Annotated in this window: 13 protein-coding genes; 5 read left to right on the forward strand and 8 right to left on the reverse strand. The window is 49.6% G+C overall.

Annotated elements, in window-relative coordinates; translation table 11 throughout:
- Nucleotides 1-23 precede the first annotated feature (23 nt).
- The 6 genes from ACGHM3_RS15780 to ACGHM3_RS15805 form a co-directional block, all read right to left on the reverse strand.
- Nucleotides 24-1064, reverse strand: a complete 1041-nt coding sequence (locus ACGHM3_RS15780; RefSeq protein WP_345427879.1) for an acyltransferase — start codon at nt 1062-1064, stop codon at nt 24-26.
- Nucleotides 1065-1752: 688 nt separating this feature from the next.
- A complete protein-coding gene (locus tag ACGHM3_RS15785; RefSeq protein ID WP_345427880.1) occupies nt 1753-4236 on the reverse strand; it encodes a TonB-dependent receptor domain-containing protein in 2484 nt (827 codons plus the stop codon).
- A 1076-nt stretch (nt 4237-5312) separates the two neighbouring features.
- Nucleotides 5313-5840, reverse strand: a complete 528-nt coding sequence (locus ACGHM3_RS15790) for a DUF3237 domain-containing protein (protein ID WP_345427881.1) — start codon at nt 5838-5840, stop codon at nt 5313-5315.
- A gap of 351 nt (nt 5841-6191) precedes the next feature.
- Entirely contained in the window at nt 6192-7103 is a 912-nt protein-coding gene (locus ACGHM3_RS15795) for a 2OG-Fe(II) oxygenase family protein (protein WP_345427882.1), read from the reverse strand.
- The gene (locus tag ACGHM3_RS15800) at nt 7078-8274 is read right to left on the reverse strand and encodes an MFS transporter (protein WP_345427883.1); all 1197 of its coding nucleotides are present in this window, start codon (nt 8272-8274) and stop codon (nt 7078-7080) included. Before ACGHM3_RS15800 ends, ACGHM3_RS15795 begins: the two co-directional genes overlap by 26 nt.
- A 42-nt stretch (nt 8275-8316) precedes the next feature.
- A complete protein-coding gene (locus ACGHM3_RS15805; RefSeq protein WP_345427884.1) occupies nt 8317-9753 on the reverse strand; it encodes an adenosine deaminase in 1437 nt (478 codons plus the stop codon).
- A gap of 208 nt (nt 9754-9961) precedes the next feature.
- Between ACGHM3_RS15805 and ACGHM3_RS15810 the strand changes: the two genes are divergently transcribed.
- From ACGHM3_RS15810 to ACGHM3_RS15830, 5 genes are all read left to right on the forward strand, one after another.
- Nucleotides 9962-11287: a DASS family sodium-coupled anion symporter gene (locus tag ACGHM3_RS15810; protein ID WP_345427885.1), complete on the forward strand. Its 1326-nt coding sequence runs from the start codon at nt 9962-9964 to the stop codon at nt 11285-11287.
- A 35-nt stretch (nt 11288-11322) separates the two neighbouring features.
- Nucleotides 11323-11454 carry a hypothetical protein gene (locus tag ACGHM3_RS15815; protein ID WP_345427886.1) on the forward strand — a complete coding sequence of 44 codons (132 nt, stop codon included), beginning with the start codon at nt 11323-11325 and terminating at the stop codon, nt 11452-11454.
- Between the two features lie 314 nt (nt 11455-11768).
- The gene (locus ACGHM3_RS15820; protein WP_345427887.1) at nt 11769-13805 is read left to right on the forward strand and encodes a TonB-dependent receptor domain-containing protein; all 2037 of its coding nucleotides are present in this window, start codon (nt 11769-11771) and stop codon (nt 13803-13805) included.
- Between the two features lie 83 nt (nt 13806-13888).
- The gene (locus tag ACGHM3_RS15825; protein ID WP_345427888.1) at nt 13889-14377 is read left to right on the forward strand and encodes a YfiR family protein; all 489 of its coding nucleotides are present in this window, start codon (nt 13889-13891) and stop codon (nt 14375-14377) included.
- Between the two features lie 2 nt (nt 14378-14379).
- Nucleotides 14380-16458 (forward strand): EAL domain-containing protein, encoded by a 2079-nt coding sequence (locus tag ACGHM3_RS15830; protein WP_345427889.1) that lies wholly within the window; start codon nt 14380-14382, stop codon nt 16456-16458.
- A 163-nt stretch (nt 16459-16621) separates the two neighbouring features.
- Here the strand turns inward: ACGHM3_RS15830 and prpF are convergent, their stop codons facing one another.
- Both prpF and acnD read right to left on the reverse strand, forming a co-directional pair.
- Nucleotides 16622-17800 (reverse strand): 2-methylaconitate cis-trans isomerase PrpF, encoded by a 1179-nt coding sequence (gene prpF, locus ACGHM3_RS15835; protein WP_345427890.1) that lies wholly within the window; start codon nt 17798-17800, stop codon nt 16622-16624.
- A gap of 111 nt (nt 17801-17911) precedes the next feature.
- Nucleotides 17912-20515 (reverse strand): Fe/S-dependent 2-methylisocitrate dehydratase AcnD, encoded by a 2604-nt coding sequence (gene acnD / locus ACGHM3_RS15840; protein ID WP_345427891.1) that lies wholly within the window; start codon nt 20513-20515, stop codon nt 17912-17914.
- Nucleotides 20516-20526 lie beyond the last annotated feature (11 nt).

Genomic DNA, 20526 nt, shown 5'->3' on the forward strand with positions numbered 1-20526 from the left:
TTGAGCCGGCATTACTAAAAAGATTAACGGGCGTTGGCTTGGCGCAATGGCATGAGAGGTAGTAGCGCCGGTTTATCGCTGACCTTGGGTTTACGGTGGGGTGCTTTACCCAACAGCAATACGCGGGTTAGGTTGAACCGAGCCAGTACCAGCTCCAGCACGATGGGCCCCATTATTCCAGCGACCAAGCTGGTGAAGAATACCACGTCCAGGTCGATACCAAATTTGCCAAATACGATTCTTGGTACTGCGGTGAAAAACACATGGAAAAGGTAGATGGAGTACGAGAACACCCCAATTTTTGCCAACAACGTGGATTTAAAACCGATGGACAGCAAGCATAAGCACGCTAAAACGCCGAGCAACAAGCTAGGCAACGCGCGTTTACCAAACGATGGCACCCATTGGTGATAGATAAAAATTAACACCGCCAGGGTCGCACACATGGCCACAGCAATTAAGCCGCTGTTGATTTTTTTAAAAGCATCGTACCGCTGCACGCCCATGCCCAACAAGAAATATGGCAGCAAATACAAAAAGCCCGAGAAGGAAAAATACTGGCTGTATAGTGGGCTAACGTACAATGCCGCACTGCCAATAAATACCGCGGCCCACCGGCCGCTGCTAGAAAACGCGTTTAACTTTTCTAACACAACGATTAAAACGAACACCAAAAATAGCGACTCAATAAACCAAAAGTGCGCTACCGGCTGAATGTGCAACAAAAGCCAATTGCTGATACTGGAATTGGTGCCTGGAGTAATCGCTTGGAGCAAGGCAAAGGCAGTGCCCACAGTTAACATGGGTAACAGCAGCCTTCGGGCCTTCTTCTGCATAAAATTAGCCACGCCCTCGCGGAACGGACGATAGGCGTAAACAACTCCAGACAAAAACGTAAATAGCGGCATACGCAGGTACATCAAAACGTCGTTTAAGTCTCGATAAATACCGTCAGAAATTCGTAAACCATTGGTCGCTTCAGAGCCGACAACATGATAAGCAACTAGCAGCAGGCACGCTAATCCCCGCAGCGTGTTGATCGACAACTCTCGATTGCTTCGCATATAAACCTTTGCCAAGTAGATTGGATTTTACTGTGCACGCGCGGAGACGTTCATAATAAAGGGGCAACTAGAGGCCTGCTCAATGCCACTGCCCCAACCAATGGTTGTAAGTTCTACAACTCGGCGGTAACAATGGCTAATCGCTGCCCCCAAGCAACGCACCACAAAACAACACGGCAACATAAAAAGGAACTTTGTGCACCAACAACTCAAGCTGGCTACATTACGCACATTCTTCGATGACGGCAGAAAAACCCTTTTTTCTACTCAAATTAGGCGTTCTAACGTGAACAGAGTGCGAAATTCATCACACTGCCTTAGAACAATAATTCAAACCCTTCTATCCATGAAAATTAACCGCTCGTTTTGCAGGCGCACACTACTAGAACAGAGCAAAAACAACACCAGCTGGTTAATTTATTTGTGATCAATTGCGCATAAAAGATAAATGGGTAATCTGAGCCGAATTTGAAAAACTGGCACGAGGCGAAAAGTCAGCTTAAGTTCAGGATAGGTTTGGGGAAGAAACTGAGATGAGATAAGCACGAGCAAAAAACTTGTGGTGCGGAAAGGATTGGCAGAAAAACACTGGCCCGAGACCGGCAGCCAAAGACTGAACAGCGAGACGGCAGGATTGCCGTCTCGCTGCGAAACCGGCTAGCGGTTTGGGAGCTAAATTACACCAGCATTAAAAATGGTACTGATACTTCAAGTACCAAAGAGCGCCGTTAAACCCGAAAGGAGAAAACTGGCTGTAGGGTAAACCCAAACCGGTGGTTTGACCCGGCGCACACTCACAACCTTGTTCACCAAGAATGTTTGTACCACCTAAGGTAATGGCGCTGTCGCCGATGTCGTAACGGCCTTCAACATCCAATGTGTAAGCGTCGTCAAACACGGCGCCGGCTTCGTTGTCGTAGAAGTCATCGTAGTAGCTAGCACGCACCAATAAACGCAGGTCTTCTACCTGGTGGTTAATGGAGAAGTTGTAGCGTGTATCTGGCGTGGTCTCTTCGATTTGGCGAACACGGGCAGCATCTACCGTAGCGGGGTTGAAGTCGGTGACCTCAGTTTTGGTGTGGTTAAACGCCAAGCTGTAGGTGGTTAAACCGAAATCGGTTTCGCTTTCGATGGATGCAACAATATCGATACCCGAGGTTTCGGTGTCGAAATCGTTGGTGAAGAAACGGAATTCGGCAATGTCGTCCACACCCGATACACCTTCTGCGCGCAACTGATCCGCCTGTGCGGGAGTCAACGCGAATTCGGTAGAAAGATTCAAGCGATCGGTTACTTCGATGTGGAAGTAATCTACCGTCAAATCCAGCATGCCGATGTTGGTGTAGAAACCAAAGGCAAAGTTAGTGGATTCTTCCGGCTCCAACGGACGACCACCCACCGCGGCAGCAATAGCACTGGTGGCAGGAATGGTACCTTGGTTGGTTAACACGCCGTTCACAAACTGAGTAGACACGTTAGAGGCGTTAGATTGACCGGGGGTTGGCGCCTTAAAACCAGTGGAGTAGGTAGAACGGATACCGAAGTTATCGGTAATGGCATAGTTTGCACCGATTTTGTAGTTCACTGTGCTACCGAAGTCTTCGAAGTCCTCAGCGCGCACTGCGGTGGTGATCAACAGATCATCGGTTACGTCAAATTCTGCATCTAGGTAGATGGCGTCGTTGGCACGGGTCCAGCTGCCGGCGATTTGTGGCGAAAACCCGGGAAAGCCGTTGGAGGACGTACTAAAGCCCTGCTCACCCAAACCACCATCGATGTAGGATTCCCGCTGACCTGCGCCAATGGTGAACTCTTCTTCGCGGTGCTCAATACCAAAGGCCAAGGCTACCTGCTCATTCACAATGTAGGTAAAATCAGCACTCAGGTTGATGTCCTGTTGCTCGTAGGAACCCGGATCAAAATCACGCGGGGTATCTGGGCCCAAGGAAGCATTAACTGTGTTGTTGATGAAGAAATCAGACTCGTGGCTACCGTAATAGGCGCTCACATCCCAACCGAAATCACCATCCTCGCCACGCACACCCAACAACAGGGCCTGGTCGGTAATGTCACCGCCAAAACGTGGGGTAAAACCACCGGGAATCAGCTCTTGGAAAGTAAAACAGTTGGGATCAGCCGCTACTTGAGCAAATGCGGTAGAGTTCGGGGTACCATCAGCATTTAAAGGAATAGAAGGACAAGAGCCAGTATTACCGTCTAACGCGCCAACTAATAGTGAATTATTCTCTCCATCCCAATAAACACCACCACGGTTTGTGGGGTTACGGTAATAAAAACCGCCTTCTACGGTTTTAGAACCGTGGTTAGCATAACCGTATAGCTCGGTTGTGGTGCTTAGGTCGTAACCGAAATTGGCGAACAATTTAATGTCGTCTTCTACTTCTGGTGTACCCCAAACCATAGCGGGGGTTGGTACGCCGGTGTAACCTGCGTCGATCAAACCTTGGGCATCGGCGCGCTGTACAGCACGGTCTGTGGCTTCGGATTCATTCCAGTCGGCGGTTAGGTTTACGAAACCGGAATCACCCAGGGGCAGGCCTTTGTTGATAGCGATGTTGTAGAGCGCTTCGCCCTCTTCCGCCCACTGGCCGTACTTGACCATGATGGAGCCGCCTTCGGAATCGTCTTTCAATTCAAAATCAATAACACCGGCGATGGCATCGGAACCGTATTGAGCGGCCGCACCGTCGCGCAGAACTTGCACAGATTTGATGGCGCTGGCGGGTATCGCAGCCAAGTCTGGCCCTTGGGAACCGTTGGAAACGCCGTTACCTAGCCAGGTAATTACAGAAGCGCGGTGGCGGCGCTTGCCGTTAACTAGTAGCAGAGTGTGGTCGGGTGCCAAACCACGCAGGTTAGCGGGGCGAACCAGAGTTGCAGCATCACTGATGGGCTGGTCATTCACGTTGTAGGAAGGCACGGTATTGCGAAATAAATCGCTCATATCGGTAACGCCCTGGGATGCCAAATCATCTGCAGAAATTACGTCAATGGGGGCCGGAGAATCGGTAACCGAACGCTCTTTGGCGCGCGATCCGAGAGTAACAACCTCTTCGATCACGCCCTCTTGAGAAAAAGCCACAGGAGAAGCGCTCAACATAAACGGTACGCTAAACGCACCGATCGCCAAGCTTAAGGTTTTTTTGTTCATGAGTTTACTCGCCTTGTGAGTGTGGTGTTGTAATGAATTCTTATCGTGGAACGGGGTGTACCGTTATTTTTTCGTGTTGTTTTCGCTTTGCTGTGAAACTTACTGCGCAAAAGCGACACTAAACTGTGTGGTAATAATCTACCTATAAACTTGTCTTTGGTTTTGTGGGCCAACCAAATGCCATTAGGTTGTGTCCCGTAAACTAAAACCACTTGAAACTAAACCTAATCGGTATAGAACGCAGCGCCCAAGAGTGCACAATACTTAGCCCACGGCTCAGCGTTGCCGTCGGCGCCTGTCGCATGGTGAGCTTCTGCATTTGTACAAGTTCTTATAGCTATACATCCTATAGCTGTACATCCTATAGCACTACAAATGGCGCGAGCACAAATCGATCGCCTTTAACAATCCCAGCCTAAACGCAATTGATTTTAATAGTCCTAACTACTCGCCTAATTTACCTATCCTCAGTAGCTTCCTATTTTATAACTTCCAATTTTAACAACCTAATTTAAAAACGGCCCTTTGGGTTTCAGGCTAGCTCGGTTAGCAAAACCACCAAGTTAAAAAAGCCGCCCCCAAAAGGAACAATCAATCAAACCCTGGGCTCGCCCGCGCCATTATTACTCAACGTTTTTTTAACGTAAACCATCTGTTAAAAAGTGCAATAATTCTTTTGTACAAGGGCGAGCAAAAAATAAAACGAATTTAACGTCATTATTATTTTTGTGACTAAAAATTACACTACAAAAGAACAGAATTTAACCGCACAGCCAAAGGAAGACTCATTTTTCGCCTTTTTCATTTTTAAACCTAAATGCAGGATGAACGACCAGCGACTTTCATTTGTAAAATAAAATGCTCATACCAAGAAATTATTTTTAACAAACCGCTTTGAACAACCGCCCAAATCTGAATTGACGCGCCAAAACGCGGCTAAGGTTGCCGCTGCTGCGCGCAATTCTTATTTAATCAGCGTCTCATACGCAGCCAATATGCGAGAAGATCACGATTAAAAACATCGCCCTTTACTACGAAACGGAATAAATAGGAATTACCCAACAGGCTGAATTTAGCTACATTACTTTATAAAAACGCAGCACGACGCTGTTGGCTTTACGCATGCCCGTGGAGATTACCACCGACTTATTCAACCAGTTGTAGGGGCTAGATTCAGCAACTTCGAAGGTGGCAGAGGTACGCATATAGTATTGGCTGGGAGCCACATCCTCGCCTTTGGCCAACCGCTTTAGCACTCGGGCAGTGGCTGTTCTGATACCGGAGTTTTCAATAAAGATAATGGTGCCATCGTCGGTTTTTAAACTGTAGGTCGCCACCAGGTCTGCTGTGCCGTCCTCTCGTACGGTTTGCCAGTCAGCCCCACCGGGTAGAACCACTCCCTTAATGCGCGGCCCTTCAAAATGCCCGCCATTGATGCCGATAATACGGCGAACACCATATTTGGTTTTACCAACTTCCCGGGGCGGATTTAAGGTGACCGTGGCTTCAAAGATAAATTCTAGGGAGGGTTTATCCAAAGAATGCTCTGCATAAGAGACACTGGATATTACTGCGATAATGAAGAACTGTACTGGCAGCTTCATAGAAACCTTACTGATTATTAGATAATTATTATACTCGTTCAGTTATGTGCAACCTGCGCAAGTTTTGAGTAGAACAGACTGCGGTGGCGTAGCTTATGAATTAGCCCGCCACTTTGCAAGAGGTTAAAGCTGGGATGATTTCGCGCCGCGGCCACAAAAGGGTGAGTTGAAAGCAGCGTCAGCGACGAGTTCACCCCAACCCTTTACGAACCCACTTTGTAGGCTTCGAAATTAAACCTTCTCTATGGATGAGATAAAAACCAATTGGGTGTCGGTGTCAATCCCAGCACTCAATCAATGGCTGCGCCGCAGGCAACCGCATTGTTCATCGGCTGCTATCTAAATCTTCTTTTAAACAGCATTAGCTTTCACCATATCTTCATCCTGGCGAAACTGTATATGGTCTGCAGTTAAAACTGCCTTAGATTGATCACCGTTCGGCGGAGTAATGAGGACACTGGGGTCCGGGTAGTGGAAAAAGATGATGGAGCGTCGCGCGTGAATGGCTTGCTCGCGGGGAGGATTGGCAACTCGATGGGGGTTGGCAGGGATTGTGTTGCCACTCCACAGATTTAGTAAATCGCCGGCTTGCAACAACCAACAATCTTCCGGGATTTGTACGGGCACCCAATCCTTGCCGCCGTTGATGGCAACCTCCAGTCCACCAGGAGCGCTGTCGCCCCACAGTAAGGTTAGAGCGCCAATATCCGTGTGCGGATGAGCCCGCCACTGGCCTCGGTTAGGGTTGGCCGGCTGTGCGTAATAGTGGGTAGCCACCAAATTGGAAAATTGGTTGTCAGTCCAATTATCCGCATCCCAGTCGTCTCGGCCCAAGCCCGCGGCGATTTTGCCCATCACAAAGCCGGCAAATTCACGCATGCGAAAATACATTTTCTCCCAATTTTGCCGAAAATCCACCGGCGCGACTGGCCACTTGGTAAAAGTATCACCCCAGTTCTGGTTATCTGACAGACGCTTATCAACATCCAAACGCAATTCAAAACGCTCCATCAGATCGCCCTTTGGTCCTTTTTCGGATACCGGCTGCCAACCGTACCAGGGGCCATCGCCAGGCCATTCTACCTGTTCTTTTTCTGACCGAGGCAAGGCGAAAAACTCGTCCCAACTATTCAGCATAGCCTCGCGCAGGTTTACATCAACGCCATGATTTTCCAGCAACACACAACTATGCTCTGCAAGCAATGCCACCAATTGGTCAGGGCTACATTGGGTGATATCAATGCGAGGAACTTGATGTAGCATGATCGTATATCTCCTGAGATTGTTTTGTCGTAGCGATGGCCGCATAAAATAAAACCACTGCCACTAAGGTAAATACCGGCACCAGCTGAACACCGAAGTAGATTCCGAAACGGCCCACCAATTGTGAGCTTATTAGAGGGCTAGCGGCGATACCGGCCGCGGCGGCGAACAACAGAAATGTAACCACTCGTTGTGGATGGCTGGTTTGCTCCGCGCTGTAAGAAATACTCAATTTAAAAATACCCGCGTTAGCCAAGCCAAGTACCATCACCAAGACCTGCGTGGTTTTGGTATCGGTTTTGATCAGTAGAAAGGCGGCCAACACCACTGAAATAGCGCCGATGATCATTAACACAGGCTTGGTCGCTATGCGAGTAAGCATAAATACGAGGCACGACTGCCCTACCGCCATGCCCATCCAATAATTACTAATGGCTACCGCACCTGCTTTTATACCGCCCTCAATATAATTGGGCAGCCACAGCAGCATGCACGTTTGTGCAAATAAATAACTGAACAAGCCCAACGCACAAAGCACGGACACGGTTGAGAACATTCGGCCATCCTGTGGCGCCAGGTTGGATTCCTTGGCGGTTTTAGGAAAGGTAAACACCGTAGCGACCACAATGATTACCGCACTTAGGCCGCACAAAATCCAAAATAGAAATGACCAGGCGTATCCTTGGTCAATAAAGTAGGCAGTCATCGGAGATACAAATACACCAGCGCCGGTGAAGCAGACATCCGCTGCCAACAGCATGGATGCTCGCAAACGAGTGCTATACAGTAACGACAACGTTACCGCGCCAGTATTGAGCCCCAAGCCCGCGGCCAGGCCTGCCATAAAAAACAGAACGGGCAAACTCCACCATGCGTCCCAAAGACAAATACTGGCCAAAACGGCAATGAGAATTGCGTAACAGCTAGCCAGGGTGCGCTTTAATGAGAGGTATTCGTAGATAACCAAGCTAACGGCATAGCCCAACATATTACCGGTGCTAAAATAGGTAAACAGCCCTGTCGCCTGGGTTAACGGTTTTTGAAAATTTTCCGCCATTGCCGCGCTCATCGTTCCCGATTGAGTGATCACACCGGCAATGACAGCATAGGTAAGAAAGCAACCAAGGGTAATGGCGACTTGTTTCGATCGTGACGCAACGGTTAAACCCATAGAGCCTTTACTCCTATGTACGCTTGGCTTCGATCCTGAGTATTACTCCTTGGAGCACAAAGCCGCTTGGTATTTACAGATAAAACTGCGTTTCTCCAAATCAGTATCCTGATCAGGAAACCCGTGAGCCAATGTCTCAGCGGTGAACTTCGCGAGCCGTTCGGCATAAAAGTCCAGCGCTGCTTTTTTCTCGTCCGGCGGTAAAAAGCTGTGCTGTAGGGAATTCCTTGCCAGAGAGGTAAGCTCGCGCCAGGATAAATTGAATTCCTTTACTGCCACGTAGTATTCATCGGTCATTGTGCTATCCCACATACCTCGATCATCGGTAGACAGGGCCACTGGAATGTCCAGGCGTAGATATTCACCGAAGGGGTGCTGACTGTAGCTATCAATGTACTCCAACAATAAATTGCTGATTAAATTAATCTCTATGAGATAAGGCCCGTGGCGCATCAACAGCAGAGTATCCGGGTCGGTAATGGTGTTGACACCGTGACCAATACGTTGCGCCCCTAGCAATAAGGTATCGCGAACATGCTGGTTTGGCTCGTCCACCTCACCGGCATGGAACGCCAGCGGCACCGCGGGGTATTGGTGGCGTAATTCACGTAGGGTGGAGAGGAACCGCAACGGGTAGCCTTTGTCGTTGTCCTCTCGGCCAGCCATGTTAATACCGGCAAATAGATCTCTGTGTTGATCTGCAAATTCGTACATCCAACGTAAGGAGTCTTCTGCATCAGGCGCGAATCGAAGTACCATAAATTGGAATTTGGCGGTGACGCCGGTTGCTTTAGCCTCATCTGAGGCCAGCACGTCTCGATAGACTTCCAAGGCGTCTTCCGGCGAGTACAAGCTTCCATCCGGCTTCAAGTTGCCGCGGATTTTGATTTGTGTTTCCAGATATTGCAGGCCCTCTCGGCCAAATGCCTGCATGTTCTTCAACAATATGTAGGCGCTGGCGTGGGGATTTTCCGGCAGTTCATTGAGCCGGTTCCAGTGTGTCTCGAAGAACTCGTTGCGGCCTTCATGGGCTTTGTCCAAGCGAATACTGTTTAAAAAGCCCTGCTTTTCCTGCTCCGTTAACCGCTCTAACGCTTTGTATTCACTGCGCTGGCACTCATCTAACGTTTGATAGGTGGAGTCTTGTATTGTTCTGAACAGCAATAGCTGACGATTGCCGCCAAACTCATCCGTACCATAGCCACCACATTGTTGCACAGAGACCTTGGTGTAGTAGTGATAGCCGCCGTTGCGCTCGGTATCCGTGGCGATGTCATACCACCACTCGCTGAACCCCGCTCCGGTTAGGTGGTTGTGTAGGTCCGCCCCTTTAAGCAATTTCGCCAAAAACGCGTACATCTGTTTAGGCGTTGCCTCGGCTTTGAAAGTCCTAAACCATTCGTCCATGCCGCTAGCAGATAGCAGCCCTGCGTAACCAAAACCAATAACACCAACCAAAGCACTTAATACACGCAGCATAAAACAGTCCAAGAAGAGCGATAGATTAGTTAGTTTAATGAACTGACGCCATTAATATGCGCGCAACGTGCATGGAAACTTGGCTATACACGCACTTTAACGTCTAATCTCAGCTCAGTACTTCCCCTCCGAAACCCAACCTTCAACTTGAATATCCATGCAAGGCTGGTATAACCACGGGGGAATAAAACAGATAACGAAACCAAAGATGCCAAAAGCCCTAATTGTTGCACTCTTATTGATCATCGGTACCACCGCCATTGGCCTGTCAGTGGATGCTGAGCGGGATATTGTCATTGCGTTAGTGATTCTATGGATTGCAGCGGTATTGTGGCTGACCGAATTCATCCACGTTACCGCCACGGCACTGCTGGTGCCGGTGCTGGCCGCCCTCACAGGGCTTACCAGTTTGCAGGAGTCGCTCACCAGCTTTGCCCACCCTATTATTTACATATTTCTCGGTGGCTACGGGCTGGCGGCGGCCATGCACGTACAAAAGCTAGATCTCTACCTGGCTCATAAAATCCTGTCGTTCACCGGTGGCCACCTGCAATGGGCGATCATTCTGTTGTGTTTTGCAGCTTCGTTGCTGTCCATGTGGATCAGCAATATGGCCACGGCGGCGTTAATGCTGCCGCTGATCATGGGCCTAATCGATCAAAAGCAAAACCTAACCCACGCCAGTAAAATGCTGTGTTTGTTGGCGGTGGCCTACTCTGCCAATATCGGGGGCATTGCCACATTGGTTGGCAGTGCGCCCAACGGCATAGCGGCCGGCGCACTGGGTTTGGACTTTGTAGGCTGGCTTGCCTATGGCGGTACTGCCTATTTAATCCTTTGGCCGTTAATGATGGCCGTACTTTGGCTGTTATTGAGACCCAGCTTCGGCACCACCCAAGTCAATCTAGAGAGCTTTGAATTTGAGTGGAACACGCCCAGAAAACTGATGGTGTCGATCTTTATGTTCACTGTCATCGGCTGGGTGTTGAGTAAACCACTGGGCACATGGCTGGCGGTAGCCCGATTCGATGCCTGGGTTGCGCTGACCACGCTAGTGTTGTTAATGCTTAGCCAAGTGGCCACGTGGAAACAAATTCAACGCCACACCGATTGGGGAATACTGTTGTTGTTTGGTGGTGGCTTGGCGCTGGGGGCGCTATTGAAATCCACCGGAGCCAGTGTCTTTATCGGTACCTTACTCAGCCAAGCCATCGCGGATCAATCGACGTTTGTTGTGATTTTAGTATTGGTGGTTTTTGTGGTTTTTCTCACCGAGTTAACCAGCAACACCGCCACTACCGCGTTATTAGTGCCTATTTTTATTACCCTTCCTGCAGACTTGGTGTCTACTCATCAAGCTGCCCTGGCCGTAGGTATCACCGCCTCCTGCGCGTTTATGCTACCCGTTGCAACACCACCCAACGCCCTGGTCCATGGAACAGGCCTGATTACTGGCGGCACCATGATACGTGTGGGCTTTGTGCTGAATATATTGTGTGCGCTGACCATTACAGGGTTGCTGTATTTGATGTGACCCGGGCACTAAATTGAAGCGACGGCGCAGCTACTATGCCAGAGATAGTGGCAGAGATGACACCCGTACCACCGGAGGCTTGGCATTTAATTAAAGAAAACGCTTTGTACGAAAGTAATTATCGTTGTGCTTTGCATTTTACCGCTTTTTACAAAGGCAAAAATTAGGGCCTCGATTTAGTTAATATTGTTACGCAAACGAAAATAATTGTTCAATACGTAACAAAAGTGCCCACTTCAGTGTATTTTTTCGCCCGAATGCAAGCCCGCCAGCGCTGTAACAGTCAATCAACAATCATCAACTTGAATCTGCGTTAAAAAAATCGAGAGTCTTAGCGAAGCCTTGTTGTGTGCCCACAATGTCTCCCCTAACTAATATGTGCAATAATCCTTCAAATTAACCACGCTTCACTTATCCAACCAGACAAAACGTTTACACAAGGCAAGAGCACCGCGCAGCACAAGCGGTATGAGGTAACCACGTGGACCAGCGACCTAAACAACACTTGAATCGGCATTCAGAAAAAAATTCAAGACGATCCGCCGGCCTCCTCCCCATCTTGCCCGCCGCCTTATGCATGGCGGCGGCTTCACCTACAGTGGCGTCCCCCGAAGAATCCCTAGCGAACCTGTATGAATTAAGCTTAGAAGAATTAACAAGCATTGAGGTTTTTAAATCCGCAAACCTCCTACCCGAAAATTCCGCAACGGCTCCCGGTACCGTATACAGCTTCACTGGCAAAGATTTTGAGCGTTTCGGCGTAAGAAGCTTGGATGGCTTACTCCAATTTGTTCCTGGGTTTCAAATAAACCAATACCGCAAACGACACCAATCGGTATGGGCCCGAGGCGCCGTTCAACGCTACAACGATAAATTCGTGCTATTGGTCGATGGCGTGCGCCGCCAGCATCTGTATTACGGCCATTTTTCCGGCGGTGAAGCGTTACCTTTGGAAAATGTCGAAAAAGTAGAAATTATCCTCGGCCCCGCCTCCAGCTTGTACGGTGCCAATGCGTTCAGTGGGTTGATCTCGGTAACCACCAAAGGTTTATCTGAAAACCCTACAGCCAGTATCAGTGCAGAGCTGGGAAATTTTAGCCGGCAAAAAGTCACTGGCAGCTATGCCAACCAGCATGTTCAAGTATTCGCCAGCTATCTGGACCAAAATGCGCCGTTTAGTAAGGATCGTGTTTCTTTTATTGGTAGTGAGGTCGTTCAGCCCACCGATGAAGAATATAAGGAGCTTTCCTTTAAAGTGGGTCTCGCCCCAGGGTTAACTTGGTTGGGAGAATATCGAAAATCCAGCACGCCATTTTTATTTATCCCCTCTACCCAGGATGCATTGGTAGACACCGAGTTCTATTCCACCTCTCTTAATTTCCAAGCCGGCTCGGTGGAACAGGGGCAAATCGACTTTAGTCTCTTTTATCAAAACGACAAAGCACTGGAATACGAAATAGAACGCACGACCCGCAGAATCGGCCTGCAAGAGCGGCAAAATGCCAATATGGCAGGAGCCAAACTGGTCGGCCTAAAGCAGTTTGGCGAACATACCTTAGCCATGGGTAGCGCATGGCGGCTGGAATCTGCCGAAGAAATGGATTTTTACCGAACCTACCGCTTTAACGAAGGCTTTCTTAGCCAGCCAGAGCAAGGTAGCCTGCTGGCCAAGCCCAACATTCGTACCCAGGATTACGCCACATTTTTACAAGACGTTTGGCAATGGAATGATGAATTAAAAGTTACACTGGGGCTACGCTATGATTTGTTCGACGACTTTGAGAACCATTTCAACTACCGCGCTGCTGCAGTATACAGTCCAAACGACCAACAAAATTGGAAGTTGTTGTACGGCACCGCCAATCGACAGCCCACATTCCGTGAGTATTTAAAAGTTTTAGAAGCGACAACTTTTACGCCGCCATCGTTGCGGGCAGAAAAAATTCGTTCATTAGAACTCAGCCATCATTACGCCAATAAACGTTTTTCCAGCAGCATCACCGCCTATCGAAATGTTCTGCGTCACTATATCCGCGAAGAGCCGACCCCAGATGGCGCTGACGAATATTTCACTAATGTCGATGGCGAAATCACCTTCCACGGCGTAGACACTGTTTTAACCTATCAACTCAATAAGCGCATAAATGTGCGAGCCAGCTTGGCCTACATCGACGTTAATAGCAGTGAGCAAAACACTGACGATACGCTTTACTGGTCCCCCTGGAGCGGAAGTTTAAATGCCGATTTCCAACTCAGTGCCAACCATCATTTAGGGTTTTCCCTACTATTTATTGACAATCGTTCTGACGCGAACAGCTACGAAGATGAGGCAAAAGCCTTTACGTTGTTTAATATTCACTACCGCGGTCAGCTGACCGACAATATCCGCTACAAGCTTGGTGTTGATAATCTGTTTAACGACCAAATTATGGACACCGCAGCGGACTACGGCAGCTACTACAACAGTGAAAAGTCCAGACGCCAATTGTGGCTCAATGTGACCTGGACGCCTAAATAACCATGCTAGGGTTGTTACTCTCACGTCGTCGGTTTACTGCCAAACTAGCCATTGCGTTAGCTGGCGTGTATTGCGGCTTAGTTATGGCTGAAGACCCGAAGCAGCAGGTCGTTAAAGCGGCTTTCGTCTTTAATATTGCCAAATTTGTCAGTTGGCCGGCGACGAATCAAAGCACTAACCAGCTCCGGATTTGCTCCTATAACACCAGCCCGCTTGGCACAGGAGGGGAACTGCTCAAACGTCGAAAATTTCATGGTAAGCCTGTTGTATTGGCAACGCTTGAGCAGTGGGAAGGCATCAACCGATGCACTATTTTACTCGTATCGGCTGACAATTTGACTCGGTTTGAATCCGATCGCCTAACCGCCGAACCCAAATCGACACTTGTCATTGCGGATTTTACACAACACGACGATCTAGCCGGCGTGGCTTACGAGGGCGTGCATGTTAGCCTGGTTCGCAAAGGCACTAGAATCGGTTTTGAAATCAATCTCACAGGGTTAGAAGAGTCCGGCCTAAAGGTGAGTTCAGAGCTGCTTAAACTGGCGGACATTGTGGAAAGGCCGCGCTGATTATGCAGTTCTTTAATCGATCGTCCATTCGCAAAACCTTACAGTTAGTACTGCTCACTGTGAGTAGTGCCGCCCTGTTAATGGCTATTATCGGGTTCGCCATAAACGATTGGTACGTTTCTAAACAACAGCTGTACTCCCAACTGCGTTCGGAAGCGTCAATCATTGCTAATAACAGCATAGCCGCGTTAACCTTCGGCGATCTAGAGTCGGCTCAGAGAACCATCGCAAGCCTGAGAAACGAAAACAATATTATCGCCGCAGCACTCTACTCCAGCGACAGCACTCTATTTGCCAAATTTGAAAACAAGCCTGGTTATCTTCCCCTAAAACCACTGAGCAATGGCCAAGGCGAGTACCAAGGCCTGCTGTATCAACAACTTGCTATCGCGTTAGACCAAGACAATATCGGCTCAATATTGTTATTAGCGGATCTCAGCCAGTGGCGGCATCAGCAATACGACCGCTTACTAACGGTGTTCAGCCTGTTTATATTGGCCCTTTTGGGCGCGCTTTTTATCGCCTCACGACTGCAGAACTTTGTGACCCAGCCATTGATTTCATTGGCCAAAACGGTTCGCACCATCACCAAAAGCAAGGATTATCGACTGCGCGCTCAGGTATTGTCCAAAGATGAAATTGGCCTGTTAGCATCGGACTTTAATCAGATGCTAGACCAAATTCAGCTGCGTGATGAAAGCCTACGCCTTGCACAAGAACAGCTGGAAGAAAAAGTAAAAGAGCGAACCCAAGAACTGCAAATACTGACCAAAGAGCTGCAACACCAAGCACACCACGATGCTCTAACCGGTTTGGCGAACCGAACCCACTTTGATGAGCGTTTACGCACCAGCATTGCGGGCGTGAACGACACGGGCGCTGGGTTTTCAGTGATGTTTTTGGACCTCGACCGGTTCAAAATGGTCAACGATACTTTGGGGCACGATGTCGGCGACGCCCTGCTTGTGGCCATCGCACAGCGGTTAAAGGCCTGCTTAGGCGCTGAAGACACCTTGGCCCGATTGGGTGGCGATGAATTTGCGGTGCTATTAAACGATGCCAATCATGCCCACACACAGACCATAGCAACACAGCTCTTAACACAGGTGTGCAACCCCGTGGAGGTTAACGGTTACAACTTACAAATGAGCACCAGTATCGGTGTTGCCATGGTTCCAAAAGACGGCTCAGACGTTGCCACAATACTTAAAAATGCCGATACCGCCATGTACCACTCGAAAGAATCCGGTCGCAATCGAGTGACATTTTTTAACCAAGATATGAACCTACGACTGGAACGACGGCTACTGCTGGAAAACCATCTACGCGATGCCATTGAGCAGAAACAATTATCGGTTCACTACCAAGCCAAATGGTCCTGTGCGGAGCATCGATTAATTGGTGTTGAGGCCCTAGTGCGTTGGTTTCATCCAACCTTGGGTGAAGTGTCACCCGAGGAATTTGTGCCCTTGGCTGAAGAGTGCGGAGTGATCGTGGATATCGATCGCTACGTTATGAATTATGCCTGCCAAGACCTACTGGCTCTGCACACGATGGGCTTTACGGACTTGCAGCTTTCCGTTAACTTTTCGCCGCGTCACTTTTCCCAGCCCGACACAGCCAAAGCTGTAGCCGAAATTCTCCACACCACAGGCTTTCCTGGCGCTAGATTAGAATTGGAAATTACCGAGAGCCTATTAGGCCCTGATACAGAGGATATCTACGAGCAATTGCAGGCGATTCACGCGCTAGGCGTAGAGATCTCCATCGACGACTTTGGCCGTGCCTACTCCTCGCTCAGCCGAATAAAGCAATTGCCATTACATACGTTAAAAATCGACCGAGACTTTATCAGAGACCTTGGCCAAGATGCAGACGACGAAACCTTGGTTGTCACCATTATTACCATGGCCCACAATTTAAACTTGAAAGTTGTTGCAGAAGGTATTGAGACAGAGGCTCAGTACCGATTCGTTGTCGAGAATAATTGCGACCTAGTGCAGGGCTTTTTATTCAGTAGGCCGGTGGAGTTTTCGCAGCTGTTGGGTTTAGTGAAACAACCCGGTGCGGTAAGAGGCTAACGTGCGTTAGCTATTTAAAGCCGTTGGCTTCGGCAAGAAGAGTCGGCTAGCTCGTCAGCCTAAAACGGCACTCCTGCTATTGTAGGCTGCGAACTGCATGGTTTTTCTCACCAAGTCAAAGACTTGGGCCAGAGTGCAAGCGCTGGAGAGCCAGCCTGCAAAATTAGAAACAATCCCCAGGAATATAAATAACACCTTCCATCAAACGCCGTGCACTGCGGCTCATAATGGCTTTTGTTGCCGTCCATTCGCCATCCACTTGTTTGGCTTCGGCACCTACCTTTAATGTACCAGATGGGTGACCAAAGCGTACCGAGTTGCGTTGTCCGCCGCCGGCCGCGAGATTTACCAAGGTGCCAGGAATGGCCGCTGCCGTGCCGATGGCCACCGCCGCCGTACCCATCATAGCGTGGTGCAACTTACCCATGGAAAGCGCACGTACGCAAAGGTCTATGTCGTCCTTGGTGACCGCCTTACCACTGGAAGAGGTGTATTCTGTGGCTGGCGCCACAAAGGCAATCTTCGGTGTATGCTGACGCGCAGCGGCCTCTTCCACCGAGTTAATCAGACCCATTTTAATGGCGCCGTGGGCGCGAAGGGTTTCAAAAAATGCCAACTTTTCAGGATCGCTGTTGATAGCCTCCCGCAGTTCAGTACCGGTGTAGCCGATATCCGCGGCGTTGACGAATATGGTAGGAATACCGGCGTTGATCATGGTGGCCTTTAAGGTACCTATGCCGGGTACTTCCAAGTCATCCACCAGATTGCCTGTGGGAAACATAGAACCCTCGCCATCGGCAGGATCCATAAATTCAATTTCGACTTCAGCCGCTGGAAAGGTCACTCCATCCAACTCGAAAGTGCCGGTTTCTTGTACCTGACCACTGGTAATAGGCACATTGGCGATGATGGTTTTTTTGATATTTTTTTGCCAAATGCGAATTACCGCGATACCATTTTCTGGGATTCGATCCGCATCAACCAGGCCATTGTTGATGGCGAAAGCGCCCACCGCCGCGGTTAAATTGCCGCAGTTACCACTCCAATCAACAAAGGCCTTATCGATGGACACTTGGCCAAATAGATAGTCGACATCGTGATCCGGCTGTTCGCTCTTGCTTAAAATAACCGTTTTACTGGTACTGGAAGTGGCACCACCCATGCCGTCAATCTGTGCGCCATAGGGGTCTGGGCTGCCAATGGTTCGCAACAAGATTTTATCTCGCGCCTGACCCGGCCGTTGGGCCACCTGGGGCAAATCGGAAAGGCTGAAAAACACACCTTTGGAGGTGCCGCCACGCATATAGGTTGCGGGAATTTTTATCTGAGGGGTTGAAGCCATGTTAAATCCCTTATCGTTAAATCGGAAAAATAAAACCCGATACGCACTCGCGTATCGGGTTGCGGGCCGGGCGTGCACAATACACTCGCCCGCACAATGCGCTTAATACGTCTAAGCGCTGGCTGAATCCAAAAAGTCTTTGGCAAAACGTTGCAACACACCGCCGGCTTGATAAATGGAGACCTCCGCCGCGGTGTCTAAACGGCAGGTAACGGGCACTCGCTCTACCTCTCCGTTAGCACGATTAACCACTAACGTGAGTTCGGCTCTGGGTGATAATTCGCCTTCCACATCGTAGGTTTCGGTGCCGTTTAAGCCCAGGGTTTTACGCGTGGTGCCGGCTTTAAATTCCAGCGGCAACACACCCATACCCACCAGGTTGGTGCGGTGAATTCGCTCAAACCCTTCTGCGGCAATGGCTTCTACGCCGGCTAAGCGTACCCCTTTAGCGGCCCAGTCTCGTGACGATCCCTGGCCATAATCGGCGCCAGCTACAATAATCAACGGTTGCTTGCGCTCCATGTAGGTCTCAATGGCCTCCCACATGCGCATCACCTTACCCTCTGGCTCTAAGCGAGTCAGCGAGCCCTGCTTAACCTCACCATCGACAACCGCCATTTCGTTGATTAACTTGGGGTTGGCAAAGGTAGCGCGCTGAGCGGTGAGGTGGTCACCACGGTGGGTGGCGTAGGAGTTGAAGTCTTCCTCCGGCAACCCCATTTTGGCCAAATACTCACCGGCCGCACTGCTGGGCAAAATAGCGTTGGAAGGCGACAAGTGATCGGTGGTGATGTTATCTGGTAACACCGCCAACGGGCGCATGCCTTTCAGTGTTCGCTCTCCGGCCAAAGCGCCTTCCCAATAAGGTGGCCGGCGAATGTAGGTACTCTGCGGACGCCAGTCATAAAGCGGGCTTTCGGCTTCTTCAATGGCGCCTAGGTCAAACATCGGAATATAAATCTGATTAAACTGCTCGGGCTTCACAAACTCGCCCACAATAGCGTCGATCTCTTCATCCGTTGGCCACAGATCTTTAAGCGTAATATCGTTACCGCTGGCGTCGGTACCCAAAACGTCTTGCTCAATATCAAAGCGAACGGTACCGGCAATAGCGTAGGCCACTACTAACGGCGGCGACGCCAGGAACGCTTGTTTGGCATAGGGGTGAATTCGACCATCAAAATTACGGTTACCAGATAGTACTGCGGTAGCATAGAGATCCCGGTCTATGATTTCTTGCTGAATTTTTGGATCCAACGCACCGCTCATACCGTTACAGGTGGTACAGGCGTAGGCGACAATGCCGAAGCCCAGTTTCTCTAGCTCAGGCAATAAACCCGACTCTTCCAAGTACAACTTGGCAACCTTGGAACCCGGTGCAAAAGAGGATTTAACCCAAGGCTTGCGTATTAAGCCCAGTTCGTTGGCTTTTTTCGCCAACAAACCTGCGGCTACAACATTGCGTGGATTGGAAGTATTGGTACAGCTGGTAATAGCCGCAATAATGACCGCGCCATCGGGCAGTTTGCCTTCTTTCTCTTCGGCTTGGGCGGCGTCTAGGCCAGCCGCAATACCTCGGTCGTGCAGCGCAGTGGTCGGTAATCGGCGGTGTGGGTTGGAGGGGCCAGCCATATTGCGAGTTACGGTGGACAAATCGAACTCCAACACGCGCTCGTATTTAGCCTCTGTTAGGTCATCAGCCCAAAGGCCGGTGGTTTTGGCATAATTTTCTACCAATTTCACCTGCTCCGCCTCTCGGCCGGTGAGGGTTAGATAATCCAAGGTTTGCTGATCGATATAAAACATTCCCGCGGTGGCGCCGAATTCTGGCGTCATGTTGGAAATAGTGGCGCGGTCACCAATAGTAAGGCTGTCAGCGCCTTCACCAAAGAATTCCAAGTAGGCCCCTACCACTCGCTCTTGGCGCAAAAACTCAGTAATGGCCAAAACAATATCCGTGGCAGTGATGCCGGGTTGACGCTTACCGGTTAATTTGACGCCAACAATATCGGGTAGGCGCATCATGGAGGGCAAGCCCAACATAACGGTTTCTGCTTCCAGGCCACCCACACCAATGGCAATTACGCCTAGCGAGTCGACGTGTGGCGTGTGGCTGTCGGTACCCACGCAGGTATCTGGGAAAGCAACACCGTCGCGCGATTGAATAACCGGCGACATTTTCTCTAGGTTGATTTGGTGCATGATGCCGTTACCCGCAGGAATAACATCAACATTTTTAAACGCGGTTTTGGTCCACTCAATAAAATGAAAGCGATCTTCGTTGCGGCGATCTTCGATATCACGGTTTTTCTGGAAGGCATCCGGCTCAAAACCACCGTGCTCTACGGATAGGGAGTGGTCGACAATAAGCTGAGTGGGTACTACCGGATTTACCAGATAGGGATCACCGCCTTTATCAGCAATGGCATCGCGCAGGCCGGCCAAGTCAACCAACGCGGTTTGACCAAGAATATCGTGGCATACCACACGGGCCGGATACCAAGGAAAATCCAGATCCCGCTTGCGTTCAATCAACTGTTTCAAACTGTCAGTTAGGCTCTCCGGTTCGCAGCGGCGAACCAATTGCTCCGCTAACACTCGTGAAGTGTAAGGCAGAGTTTTATAGCTGCCGGGCGCAATGGCTTCAACTGCGGCACGAGTATCGAAATAATCCAGGTCGGTACCCGGTAGTTGCTTACGATATTCAGTGTTCATAATTATCATAC

Source organism: Halioxenophilus aromaticivorans (assembly GCF_042850945.1).
Lineage (GTDB): Bacteria > Pseudomonadota > Gammaproteobacteria > Pseudomonadales > Cellvibrionaceae > Halioxenophilus > Halioxenophilus aromaticivorans.

Excerpts from the sequence above, each read along its gene's own strand:
- prpF (WP_345427890.1), bottom strand. The coding sequence starts at position 17,800 with ATGGCTTCAACCCCTCAGATAAAAATTCCCGCAACCTATATGCGTGGC.
- ACGHM3_RS15785 (WP_345427880.1), bottom strand. The coding sequence starts at position 4,236 with ATGAACAAAAAAACCTTAAGCTTGGCGATCGGTGCGTTTAGCGTACCG.
- ACGHM3_RS15805 (WP_345427884.1), bottom strand. The coding sequence starts at position 9,753 with ATGCTGCGTGTATTAAGTGCTTTGGTTGGTGTTATTGGTTTTGGTTAC.
- ACGHM3_RS15815 (WP_345427886.1), top strand. The coding sequence starts at position 11,323 with ATGCCAGAGATAGTGGCAGAGATGACACCCGTACCACCGGAGGCTTGG.
- ACGHM3_RS15830 (WP_345427889.1), top strand. The coding sequence starts at position 14,380 with ATGCAGTTCTTTAATCGATCGTCCATTCGCAAAACCTTACAGTTAGTA.
- ACGHM3_RS15810 (WP_345427885.1), top strand. The coding sequence starts at position 9,962 with ATGCCAAAAGCCCTAATTGTTGCACTCTTATTGATCATCGGTACCACC.
- ACGHM3_RS15795 (WP_345427882.1), bottom strand. The coding sequence starts at position 7,103 with ATGCTACATCAAGTTCCTCGCATTGATATCACCCAATGTAGCCCTGAC.
- ACGHM3_RS15825 (WP_345427888.1), top strand. The coding sequence starts at position 13,889 with ATGGCTGAAGACCCGAAGCAGCAGGTCGTTAAAGCGGCTTTCGTCTTT.
- ACGHM3_RS15780 (WP_345427879.1), bottom strand. The coding sequence starts at position 1,064 with ATGCGAAGCAATCGAGAGTTGTCGATCAACACGCTGCGGGGATTAGCG.
- ACGHM3_RS15790 (WP_345427881.1), bottom strand. The coding sequence starts at position 5,840 with ATGAAGCTGCCAGTACAGTTCTTCATTATCGCAGTAATATCCAGTGTC.
- acnD (WP_345427891.1), bottom strand. The coding sequence starts at position 20,515 with ATGAACACTGAATATCGTAAGCAACTACCGGGTACCGACCTGGATTAT.
- ACGHM3_RS15800 (WP_345427883.1), bottom strand. The coding sequence starts at position 8,274 with ATGGGTTTAACCGTTGCGTCACGATCGAAACAAGTCGCCATTACCCTT.